This window comes from Lactiplantibacillus sp. 30.2.29, from assembly GCF_018991255.1.
Lineage (GTDB): Bacteria > Bacillota > Bacilli > Lactobacillales > Lactobacillaceae > Lactiplantibacillus > Lactiplantibacillus pentosus.
Window position 1 is genome coordinate 1 of record NZ_JAGYGU010000029.1, and the last position, 11,941, is coordinate 11,941.

The window sequence follows — 11,941 nt, forward strand, 5'->3', positions numbered from 1 at the left end:
ACTAGAAAATGCTGCTCCCAATGAAGATAGTGCAAAAATAATTGCGGACAGCGCTAAAATCTTCTTACGACCAAATAAGTCACTTAGAATTCCTGCAACCGACACCCCAATTGCACAGCCAATTAAGATACAAGAGGTTACCCAACCAACCTCCGCACTTGTTAGACTAAATTTAATTTGCAAAAAGCCTACTGCGCCGGAAATCACAGCCGTATCATAACCAAATAGTAACCCACCCAATGCAGCTGCACATGAAATTAATATGACGTAAGAACTGATTTTCTTTTTACTTTTCATTTGTCTACTCCTCGTATTGACATAATAATTCATCTAATCAAGCCGACTTTGAAAACGATTACATTTTTGCAATTGTTTTAAGCTTAAATTATTCTGAAACTGAGCTACTCGAAATTAAATGCCCAAGTGGTCTGAGTTTGGAACACTTCACCTGGTAACAACGTAATTGATGATAGATCACTATCCTCTGCCGGCGGAAATTGCGCCTCTAATGCAACACCATTATATTGACAAATATTACTTGTAATCCCTTGATTATTGAAGTGATTAGCCGTATAAACGACTACTGCCGGTGATTTTGTCGTTATGTTCATCGAAACTTTCTTGTCTGCTGCTACTAGAGTCACCGCTGGCTGACAACCAGTTAAAATATACGGATGATTCAATCCATGTTCAGCAACAATCTCTGAATCATTTGAATTCAATGCTTGACCAATTGGAACTGACTTTCGAAAATCGAATACTGTCCCTACTACAGATTTTTCTCCCATATACGGTAAACTCTGACTATCAAGCGGCAAATAAAAATCGCTATCGATGCGTAATTGGGCATGTTCAACTCGCTGATTAGGACCATCTAAGCAGAAATAAGCATGATTAGTCGGATTAAAAATAGTTGTTTTATCCGTGATAGCTCGAATTGAATATTCAATACTATCAAAGTTATCTAAGCGATACCTGACTTGTAGCTTCAAATTACCAGGATATCCATTACTGCCATCTGGATCGACCAATGTCAGTATTGTTTCAACAAAGTTTTCATGATAAACCGTTTGAAAATCATATATCTTAGTATCCGTACCACATCCACCATGAATATGATTAGGACCATCATTTAGTGGTAAGTGCACTTCTTGGTTTCCCATGCGCCAACAGCCACGTCTGATTCGCCCAACAACTCGTCCAACTGTTCCACCCAGAAAATTACGTTCCTTTGCATAGTCTTCTGGGCCTCCTAGCGACAAAACAACATTTCGCGGCCCAGTTACCATTGGTAAAACAATACTTTCAAGAGTCGCGCCATAATTCAAAATTTTGACCTGTACACCTCTATCATTTACCATGGAAATTTCACATAGATCATGGTGATTCTGATGCCCATATTTAAATACGCTAACCTGCATTCGAGCTCCTCCAAACTTATAACGTCAAAGCATTTCGTTTTAGTTCTTGAAACATTTGAAAATGCTGCGCATTAAAAAAATGTGGTGGACTAGCTAAATCAAAATATGCAAGTGAAACTGTTTCATCTGTTTGCACATTTAACAATTGTCCATTTACATGACAAACTAAATAAAAGCAGTTAATCGGTTGAACCTTATCGCCATTCGGATATTGGTAAGTGTAATCATCAGATAATGCTAATAGCCTTGTCGGCAGAACTGTTAGACCCGCATCTTCTTGAAACTCTCTAATTAAAGCCTGCTTATAAGTCTCGCCATATTCCAAATATCCGCCTGGGAATCCCCAATCACCAGTATCCACGCGTTCCTGTAACAACACTTGTTTATTTGCGTTTATCAATGCCCCTGATGCCGAATTTAAAATGACCGGTCGATGACCCACTTTAGAACGGATATTTTCCACATAACCAAACAAAACCTATTCCACCACCTTTTTATGCTTTCAACAAAAGCAACCACCGAACTCATGGTTGCTATTCTAAAATCACTTGTTACCGTTAATTTTTACAAAATTTTGATGGCGAATAATGCCCTGATGATGATTACTAAGCGAGCCAGCCTTCTTGAATAACTTTTGAGATTTTTCAATATTTCCCAGTCCCAAATAGCCCAAAGCCATTAAATAATAACAGTGCACCGTATTACGTGTTTGGTAATCTTCTTCAAACAGGAGTGCATCTGGCAATGATACTGCAAAATAATCCATCTTAAATTTGTCAAACAGATGTTGTTCACCAAAGTTGATAAGCTTATAGTACTTCGCTCGCGCATCTTCCATTTTCTGTAGTTGTTCATATGCTAGCCCTTGATAAAAGATTGTATCTGCAGGCTGGTCATTGTAGTACATCATATCTGTAGGCTCACTCAGCCCCTGGGTTGCACTATTGAAATATGATTTTGCTGCCTCATTATCACCTAATTGTTGATAAGCAAGCCCAAGATAATAATCAATAACATTATCAACGGCTATCGGTAGCTTACCCTCACCTAAACTCCGCGGGTAAGTCAATGCTTGTTGTAATTTCTCGATTGCCAAACGTGGGTGTTCATCCATGAGATCCTTCTTTGCTAATTCGACTAAGGCGTACTCATATTGAGTGCTGACTTTTCCTTCTCCACCTTCCCAAGGGTGGAATGTATGCGCCATAATTAAGTCATACGCTTTATGATGATGTCCCGTTTCATTAAGTAGCGTTACAAGTGAAATATAACTATCATCACGCTGATTGACTAAATTCATGTGCTGTTCCAAAAAGGTAATTCGATTTTTCAATGGATATGCAAGCTTTTCATATAATGTGTCAAGTTCAAATACTAAGCGACTATTTTGTGGATCTAGCTCAAATGCAGTCTCCAATTCTCGCAGCGCAGCCTGTGACTTCTGTTGCTTGTTAAAATATCCAATTGCTAAATTACGATGAGCCATTGCATATTTAGGCGTCAATTGTGAACATTGCTCCCACAATTGGATCGCTCGATCATAGACTTTTCGGTCATAGAACAGATTGCCCAAATAATATGCAGCTAATCCATCATTCGGATACTGATCAATAATATATTCGAGCACCTTAACGTCTGTTAACCGATTAGGAAAAACATAGTCTGCAGATGCTTTTGCACCAGCCATCGCATACTGTCTTGCTTCAGTTGGCATATTTAATTTAGCAGCTAAGTAAGATTGGTAATAATACTTCATAGGATTATCAATCTTAAAAGAATTTACTATCTTCATGGCTTCTTCAAACTGTCCTGCAGCCATATACTGCTCAGCTAGGGCCAAATAATCATTTAAATTATTGTTTAAAGCACGCTTTAGCATCTGTTCATTATGCTTGTTAGGATATAAGCAGTATTTTTCATATAAATTCCCAGCATCTAAACAATTAATTTTTTCATTTTCAACAACTAACTGATTGGCTTCTTCTAGCTTTCCTAAACGTCTTAAGACATTGCTCTTCAGAGTCCGGATAGTCATATCGTGATAGTTGGTTAAGACCGCCTTGTTCAGGAATCTCAACGCCTGCTTCAGATCCCCTTTACTGCTTGCAATTTGAGCAAGGGAAAGGAAGCCACTAGATTGTGTCTCATACGACCAAGTCGCCTTATAAAAATGATCGTATGCTTCTTGAGTCTTCCCTTGTTTCAATAGACTGAGCCCTAGATGATAATGAGCACTTCCACTATACGGGTTGGTATTATGGCTGTTTTCTCTAATAACAGCTGCTTTAAAATACTGCTCGCTCTGACTAAATAGGCCTCGCCGATAAAGCAGTAACCCGTAAGCATCATTTACACGGTCATCGCCTGGGTCTCGCTTCAACGCTTCTAAATAGTAGTCGTCTGGTCGATATGTTGCATGCCGATACTGTTCAAGATGCTTGGCTGCCAACAATAATTCATCATTAGTTTGAATTTGATTCGGAGCCTCTATTGCTTTAGCTGGTTCTGGAATTTTCTCTACTTTTTCTTTGCGTGGCTGATAAGTCACTAGCGTCTTACCATCCGAGTCAGTCACAACAACGTTAAGTTCATCGCTCTCTGATGGTAAATCAGTATAAGTCTTACAAAAAACTTTTGTGGGTTTGATTGTCACAGTATCATCACTAGCAACTGTTCCATGCTGCAGAACCTTAACATGTGCATCATGAAATACTGATGTCGTATAAACAATTAGCTCATAACCTTTATCAGTCTTCTGAAAATTCAGCACTGCGTCCTTTGTTGCATTCTTAACCGCTCCAACGTGTTGATAGGGCATAAAATATTCAGTTGATGACTTTTCTTCGTGCGGCTTCAACCAAGTAAAGTCTGGTTGATTATCAGTAAAAGTACCCACCATTAATTCAATATATGGCCCGTCGTTGTCGGTTAATTGATGATCCCAGGATTTTCCAAAGTCACCATTTCCCCAAGTCCACTGCTTTTTTCCGGGTGATACATGATGGTCTGCAACATGCAATAAACCTGCTTGTTTTTCGTGGTCATAGTTACCTAAGAAATCATATTCAGAATGTGCTGCCATATACGAAGTCGGCACCGGTACATTCTTATATCTGGAAATATCAACGCCTGATGAATAATCCATTTTATAATATTCACCCGTTGCAATCGGAAACGTTGAAACAGCCCGCTTGCCATGATCAAAAACAGCTGTTACATCCGGTGGAAAAATTGACTGCGTGTTGTCATTTACTGGGACAGCAGGATTAGCCCACCATAAGAAGGTCTGCGGTATACTAGTTGGATTTTTAAAATACTCATCCAATTTAAGGTAAGCCTTATCCGGTGTTAATGTGAATCCAACTGTCACTTTAGTACCATACATCGCATCTGTATCACTCATCCATAATGTTTTAGCACCATCAGAATGCTTTTCCATTCGATATTCGATAGGTGAAAAGGTATCTGGTCGATGATGTTGTGGCCAGTTAAATTCAATACCCCCCGAAATCCATGATCCAGTTAAGCCGACTAGTGCAGGTTTAATGACATGGTTGTAATAGACAAAATCATAGTTATTAGTTTTATCTAAGGCACGATAAATCCGACCACCTAACTCAGGTAGAAACGTAATTTGTAAATATTGGTTTTCCAAAATTACCGCATTATATTTCTGATCAACTTTTTTATCTAAAATTTTCTCAGTCACGGGAAACGGATATACTTTTCCGCTACTACCTTGATAAACACGTTTCTCCAAAAACATCGGATTCTTTTCAGGTTTTCCTGTCTGGTACGTCGGAATAACTAACTTAGTCTCTTTTAGAGAAACACCTGTTATTGTATTAATCATCTGTGACACGCCCTTTCGTCCTTCATTGATGCTATGATATTATTGAAAGGGCTTTCATTAAATGCAATTTTATATTCAAAAGATGGACTATTAGCTACATTAACTCATGTAACAGCAATAGATTAACTTAAAATTGGAGTGATAATTAGCCATGAAGCGACTAGAAGACTTTGATAATGAATACTTGTTTGTGCTCCCAAAGACGTTTATTAAAACTCTCGTAACTGCGCCAATCACGTCTAATCTTTACGTTACAAACCTTGGCTTTTTTCCAAATGCCGAGTATCACTACGTCTCTCGTGAACACGGTGCAGAAGAATGGATCATTATATTTTGTACTGGTGGATCCGGTAGCGCTACAATTAATCACAAGTGCTATCAACTCCATAAACACTCACTAATTATCCTGCCGCCAGGTGTGCAACAAGTCTATCAAGCCTCTAGAAGCAACCCTTGGGATATCTATTGGGTACACTTCACTGGAAAATTGGCGACAGAGTATCCAAATGTTTTTACCAATAAACCTTTCTATATCAATCAAATTTCAAATGCAGAGGTAACAAACGTTATGCGATATTTTTGGTTAATGATTAAAACTTATATTCCTGGATTCACGTATCATCGAAGCTTATATACATCGCAACTATTGGGACTCATGCTCGTTGAATTATCTCTAAATTCAACTCATGATAAGCCTCAAATACAAGGTAGTCCTTATGTTGATGCAGCAGTTAATTTTATATATGACAATATTGACACTCCAATTCGCTTAACCACCGTAGCTAATCATTTAAAAATCTCAACTAGCTACCTCAGTCGAGTATTTAAAGCGGTTACCGGAAATAGCATTAACGAGTATACAACTAAGCTTAAAATGGAACGTGCCACTTATTACCTAGACTATACAAATATTACAATTCAGCAGATTGCAACTCGTTTAGGATATGCAGACAGTTACTACTTTTCTCGTGTCTTTAAACGAGAATATTCGGTTTCTCCAAAGCATTATCGCAATCGTAAAGCTTAATTCACTAATAACTGTAGTTAATAAAAATGCTGTCTTATCAAATATGTGTTATTATTAAACCAACTATTAGGTACAGAAAGGGCCGCATCTTCGGATGCGACCCTTTCTTTGTTTGGTTATTATTCAAGCATTCGATATAGCGATTGTTAGATTCGCTATATAACGTTACTTTCGTCCGGCTGACCAATCAATGGCTGGTTGTTCAGCCAAAATTTGATCAATCTTCGCTAATTCAGCTTCACTAAATACTAATTGGTCCAAAGCCGCCACGTTATCAACGACCTGTTGTGGCCGACTAGCACCAATCAACACACTAGCCAAGGCAGGCTCACGTAAGTTCCACGCTAAGGCCATCTGTGCCAGGCTCTGTCCCCGTTGTTGTGCGACCTCATTGAGCCGTTTAACGGTCGTAAGCGTCTGTTCAACTTGGACCGGGCTGAGGAATGGTATTGTGGCTTTATTCGCTCTGGAGTTCGCTGCGATGCCATGCAAGTATTTGTCTGTTAATAGTCCTTGCGATAGCGAGCTGAACCCCACCGCTGCTTTGTGCGTCTTCGTCAGTACCGGGAACAAATCTTGCTCGGCCTGACGATTGAACATGTTATAGCGCGGCTGATGAATAATATACGGCGTTCCGAGTTGCTCAAATAATTTAGTCATCGCCGCCGTCTGTTCTCCATTATAGTTGGAAATCCCAACGTAGAGTGTCTTGCCCTGACGAACTAATTGGTCGAGGGCCGCTGCGGTCTCGGCCATCGGCGTTTCAGGATCGGGACGATGGCTGTAGAAGATATCAAAATAGTCTAGTCCCGTGCGTTGTAGGCTCTGGTCAGCACTGGCAATGATACTCTTGCGTGACCCCCAATTGCCGTATGGTCCCGGCCACATGACATAGCCCGCTTTACTGGCGATCACCATCTCATCCCGGTACGGCCGCATGTCGGTCTTCATAATTTGACCAAAGTTGGTCTCCGCACTCCCTGGTTCCGGGCCATAGTTATTGGCCAAATCATAATAAGTAATCCCCAGATCAAAGGCTTGATGGATGATCGCCTTTTGATTGGCAATTGGATCAACACTACCAAAGTTATTCCATAATCCGAGCCCGATTGCAGATAGTTTTAAGCCACTCTGCCCCACTCGATTGTATTGCATCTGATCATAACGCGTCTGACTTGCCTGATACATTTTAAACACCCCTTCATCATCACTCCTAGCTAAAGTTACCGCTTTCATTAGCAAAAAGCAACTGCCTTTTTTACTAGCGTCGTTGACGTTCACAAGGCAACATTTCTGCTCACTTTTGAACCGTCTTGCTTGATAAAATTAATATATGAACTAGAATATATTATAGTGATATAATATTAAAGGAGACTCATTATGGACCCTAAATTTCTTGAAGTAATCAAAGACACCACCCCCGCAACCATCGTTTCCGTCAACGGTCAGCCAGCCCACGTCGTTAATACGTGGAGCCATTACATGCAACTAGTCGACGACCATACCCTATTGATCCCATCAGCTGGTATGCACTCAATTGAAGCCGACTTCGCGAAGGATAACCACCTGACCATCGCCGTTGGTAGTTATAAGGTGCCAGGCACGACCGGAACTGGCTGCGGCTTCCATATTCACGGCACCGGTAAGTTTGAGACTAGCGGCGCTTACTTTGATCAGATGCACGCTAAGTTCGACTGGATTCGGGCTACTTTGGTTGTGACGATTGAGGATGTGGAACAGAAGATTTAATTATCAGGCATAAAAGACCAGGCACACTACAGAGTGTGCCTGGTTTTTTATGTGGCTAAATTATTATTAGTAGCTTATTTAGACGCTAGCATGCGCTTGCGCACCTTCAACAGAACAGTCTTTATCTTGCTGTTTGTGGGCGCGGCCGACGCGTGAACCAAACCGACTTACAAATAATAGGACGACAATCACTAGACTTGCGATAATACCTACGACGAATGAAGTGTTCCCAGCACTAATATGCAGTCCTGCTAGAATCATTGGTGCTGTGACACCAGCAATTGAAGTCATTAAGGTATTCATTGCGATGACGATTGGAAATTGTTTCTTATTAGCCAAAATGGATAATTCGTATGGAATCGTAGCATTAACCATCACAATTCCGGCTCCTGAGAACATATTTCCAATGATATGCATGATAACATTATTAAAGAAAACGACGAATACAAATGATAATGCCAAGGAAATGAATCCCCATGCCATAGTTTCGTTACGTGTCATCTTACGAATATATTTCAACCCGAAAGCAGTAAGAATTCCGCCTAAATTTCCGATGGCGGTAACTAGTGCCGTATAAGCGGTTCCTTGCCCTTTAGCAGCTAACACGATTGATTGATTAGACATAAAGGTCATCATAATGAGGGACATGACAAAACTAACGGCTAAGATAATATATACGTACTTATTCAATCCTTTGACAACTCGTAAAAAGCCACCTTTGGATTTGTTGCCTTGTTCATGATTGACTGTAAGTTTAGCCCCTTTAGGCAACATCGCAAATACTAGAATGAAAATAACGATTGCAACCGCATAAATCCAGAATAAGTTACGCCAGTTACTGCCACCTAAAATTCCACCAATCGCAGTTGAAGCCATCATACCGATATTATTGAAGCCCATTGACCACCCCATTACAGTGGCACGTTCTTCACCTTCAAAGTACTCTTGTAAAAGTACTGGTACAACGTTACTGATTAGTCCTAATCCGAATCCAAATGCGACCATGCAGGCTAAAATCATATTCAAACTACTGTTATAAAATGCCGGTAACAAGCCTGCAATTGCAACAAATGCAACCGCAACTAACCCAATATTTTTACGTGTCAATTGGTAAGTTAACCATGTGAACAGTAATGTTGCAACCAATTGTCCAAGTTGTGGAATCGAACTCAACATCTGAACTTTAGAAATTGGTTCAGTTGGAAACGATTTACTGATGGCAGCAATAGCAGCCCCAACGACTGAGCCAGACATCAACAATAAATTCATACTCAATATGCTAAACGCCAATGCAACTTTTTTCCTAGTCATTAATAAAGCACCCTTTCCTATAACGTCTTATTTTTCAATAATGTTTGCGCTTTCATTTACAGTTATAAGTATATGGTGTCCTTCTTACGCACACCATATTCAAAAATCATGTTTCTTATGTTCATTTCCCAGTACTAACGATTACGTCTCATTTAATAATTCGCAGTCAACTCAACCTGTGGATCAACTCGACGGACAATCACCAAAGCTCGCCCATTAAACAATCTGACTTGATTTAATACTGGTGTTTCAATATTTGCAGGATTACCATTTCCAGTACCGATAATCGTTCCGCCTTGAATGCTGAGATCTACCGTGTCATTTGAACTTTCCACTAAATAACCGTTCTGATCGACAGCACTAATTTCATACAACGTATCCTGTACACCACTATAAACACTCGAAACATTAACCTTTTTCGCAATATCACTCGTATGTCGACAATCAGCAGCAACAACTGCTCCGCCATTATCTGCACAGACTTTTAACTCACCATCAGCATATGGGACACGCCAGTTAACTTCACAGTCATTGAGCGCTTTTCGACCATAGCTAATACCATTAACAAATAGTTCGGCGTATTGGGCATTACTAAACGCCCGCACTGCAACTTTCCCATCTGAGTCCAACTCTAAAGCATCACGATTCCAAGCTGGCATCACATGAATCATGTCATCACTGGTCCAATGTGCTTGATAATAATAGTAATAATCCTTCGGGAAACCACAATTATCACAAATCCCAAATTGTGAGCCAATTCCAGGCCATTCAAATGGTGATGGTTCACCATAATAGTCAAATGCTGTCCACAAGAACACACCACCCATATATGAATGTTGACGGAAATAATCCATGACAGTTTCTGGATGTGCAGTTCCACCTACTCCGGGATCGCCAGCTTTCCGTTTGCCAGGTAAGACCATCGAATACATCGAGCCAAAATTATTACACTGACACTTTTCAGCATCATCCTTGTACACGCCCCGTGTTGAAAAGTATGACGCATTTTCAGTACTCATCATTGGGAGGTGCGGATGGTTTTGCTTGATCAGTTCTGCGCCCGCACCCATGACACCGGCTTCAGGATAATTAACACCCAAGACATCAAAATTCTTTAAATAATCCTCGTCCACGGTACCTTCAGGATTCAACAGTTCTGCGGACATGACTAGGTGTTCATAATCACATTTTTTAATAGTCTGAACCAATTTTTTAGCAACTCGTTCCCCCAGAGCTGTGTTACCAATCAACTCTTCGTTTGCAACTGACCAGAAGCCGATAGAGGCATGCATGCGACTTGCCATGACCATCTTTTCCAAATCATTCACACGCCACGGGGTACTTTCTAGTAGTCGATTTTCATTAATAACCAGCATTCCTAAATGGTCACATGCTGTCAATAGCTCTTCGGAGGCAAAATGATGTGCACTCCGCCATGCATTGACGCCCATCCGTTTCATTTGTGACACCTTATAGCTGACAATATCTTGATTTAGTGCAACACCCACACCACCAAAATCTTGATGTTCACAAACGCCATGCAATTCATATCGATTGCCGTTCAAATAAAAACCATTCTCGTTATACTTGAAGGTATGGACGCCAAACTCCTTCTGCACCAAATCATCAGTAAGCTTAAAACGAGCTGTGTATAAATTAGGTGTCTCAGGTGTCCAAAGCATCGGATCTTTCAATGAGTAGTTCGCATGATAGACATGTTGTTCATGCGCCGGAATAGTCACCTTTTCAAGACTGATTTTTTCTTCATTGATTTCGACAATGGGCTGAACAACCTGTGGGTTATCGGTGTGATTTTCAACAGCACACTCAATACCCAGATCAGCACTGCTTTCGTCTAGGGACTTGGTATAGACATAGAGGCTCTTCTCATTTAAGGACACATAAGGAACCTGCTCTAGCCAAACTGACCTGTATATACCTGCACCTTCATACCACCAGCCTTCAGGGCCAGTCGTTGTGTCCGTCCGCACTAGCAATACATTTGGCCCTTCGTCACCATAATTAGCCATCTCGGTGATATCCAGATCAATGCTCGTGTACCCGCTATTATTATGTGCGAGATAAGCACCATTTAACCAAATGTCTGCCATACGCATCACACCATCAAAATGTAAAACTACCCGGTGACTTTTAAATAATTCTGCAGGTAACTCAAAGACGCGACGATAATATCCGACACCATCCTCCTTAGAGCCACTCATTAAATTGGCCGGATTATTAACAAAATGTTGCGCAACTTTCCAATCATGAGGCAATGTAACCATCTGCCAAGAGCTATCCAGACGACTAGTTAAATCCGTTCCGGCTAAATTTCTTAGTCCCATTTCCACATTTCCTTGAGCTATTAGCTTTAGAAAATGGACACCACCAGCACTTGGCAGGATGCGATGCTCATTTTCTGCAGGTAACGCTGCAGTTAGTCCACCAAGTGCATGGGCCTTCTTAGCAGTCTTAAAAGGGGCCTTCAGCTCACCTGTATGAAATTGCCAATCATCATTTAAATATTCTTTCACACGCATATTTTTCAACTCCTCTGAATATGGTTCCAGTTTAGACGCT

At 40.5% G+C, this 11,941-nt stretch carries 9 protein-coding genes; 2 read left to right on the forward strand and 7 right to left on the reverse strand.

Annotated elements, in window-relative coordinates:
- The 4 genes from KGF65_RS13480 to KGF65_RS13495 form a co-directional block, all read right to left on the reverse strand.
- A partial coding sequence (locus KGF65_RS13480; RefSeq protein ID WP_216748628.1) for an MFS transporter occupies window positions 1–297 on the reverse strand: 297 nt, incomplete at its 3' end.
- A gap of 104 nt (window positions 298–401) precedes the next feature.
- Entirely contained in the window at window positions 402–1,421 is a 1,020-nt protein-coding gene (locus tag KGF65_RS13485) for an aldose epimerase family protein (RefSeq protein WP_101874215.1), read from the reverse strand.
- Between the two features lie 16 nt (window positions 1,422–1,437).
- On the reverse strand, window positions 1,438–1,896 hold the full coding sequence (locus KGF65_RS13490; protein ID WP_209041614.1) for an NUDIX hydrolase: 459 nt from the start codon (window positions 1,894–1,896) through the stop codon (window positions 1,438–1,440).
- Between the two features lie 69 nt (window positions 1,897–1,965).
- Entirely contained in the window at window positions 1,966–5,274 is a 3,309-nt protein-coding gene (locus KGF65_RS13495; RefSeq protein WP_216788205.1) for a DUF5107 domain-containing protein, read from the reverse strand.
- A gap of 151 nt (window positions 5,275–5,425) precedes the next feature.
- Between KGF65_RS13495 and KGF65_RS13500 the strand changes: the two genes are divergently transcribed.
- Complete coding sequence (locus tag KGF65_RS13500; RefSeq protein WP_216748627.1) at window positions 5,426–6,301, forward strand: AraC family transcriptional regulator; 876 nt, start codon at window positions 5,426–5,428, stop codon at window positions 6,299–6,301.
- A 165-nt stretch (window positions 6,302–6,466) separates the two neighbouring features.
- On the opposite strand, the gene KGF65_RS13505 is transcribed toward KGF65_RS13500, so the two are convergent.
- On the reverse strand, window positions 6,467–7,489 hold the full coding sequence (locus tag KGF65_RS13505) for an aldo/keto reductase (RefSeq protein WP_101874217.1): 1,023 nt from the start codon (window positions 7,487–7,489) through the stop codon (window positions 6,467–6,469).
- A 192-nt stretch (window positions 7,490–7,681) separates the two neighbouring features.
- On the opposite strand from KGF65_RS13505, the gene KGF65_RS13510 reads away from it, so the two are divergent.
- On the forward strand, window positions 7,682–8,050 hold the full coding sequence (locus tag KGF65_RS13510; RefSeq protein WP_050338228.1) for a pyridoxamine 5'-phosphate oxidase family protein: 369 nt from the start codon (window positions 7,682–7,684) through the stop codon (window positions 8,048–8,050).
- A 78-nt stretch (window positions 8,051–8,128) separates the two neighbouring features.
- Here KGF65_RS13510 and KGF65_RS13515 read toward each other — a convergent pair whose 3' ends face one another.
- Together KGF65_RS13515 and KGF65_RS13520 are read right to left on the reverse strand one after the other, a co-directional pair.
- On the reverse strand, window positions 8,129–9,361 hold the full coding sequence (locus tag KGF65_RS13515; RefSeq protein ID WP_216748626.1) for an MFS transporter: 1,233 nt from the start codon (window positions 9,359–9,361) through the stop codon (window positions 8,129–8,131).
- A gap of 152 nt (window positions 9,362–9,513) precedes the next feature.
- Entirely contained in the window at window positions 9,514–11,901 is a 2,388-nt protein-coding gene (locus KGF65_RS13520) for a glycoside hydrolase family 2 TIM barrel-domain containing protein (protein WP_105923475.1), read from the reverse strand.
- Between the last annotated feature and the right edge of the window lie 40 nt (window positions 11,902–11,941).

Bases quoted from the DNA above. Each gene is read 5' to 3' on its own strand.
- KGF65_RS13500 (WP_216748627.1), top strand. From the start codon at position 5,426: ATGAAGCGACTAGAAGACTTTGATAATGAATACTTGTTTGTGCTCCCA.
- KGF65_RS13520 (WP_105923475.1), bottom strand. From the start codon at position 11,901: ATGCGTGTGAAAGAATATTTAAATGATGATTGGCAATTTCATACAGGT.
- KGF65_RS13485 (WP_101874215.1), bottom strand. From the start codon at position 1,421: ATGCAGGTTAGCGTATTTAAATATGGGCATCAGAATCACCATGATCTA.
- KGF65_RS13495 (WP_216788205.1), bottom strand. From the start codon at position 5,274: ATGATTAATACAATAACAGGTGTTTCTCTAAAAGAGACTAAGTTAGTT.
- KGF65_RS13515 (WP_216748626.1), bottom strand. From the start codon at position 9,361: ATGACTAGGAAAAAAGTTGCATTGGCGTTTAGCATATTGAGTATGAAT.
- KGF65_RS13505 (WP_101874217.1), bottom strand. From the start codon at position 7,489: ATGTATCAGGCAAGTCAGACGCGTTATGATCAGATGCAATACAATCGA.
- KGF65_RS13510 (WP_050338228.1), top strand. From the start codon at position 7,682: ATGGACCCTAAATTTCTTGAAGTAATCAAAGACACCACCCCCGCAACC.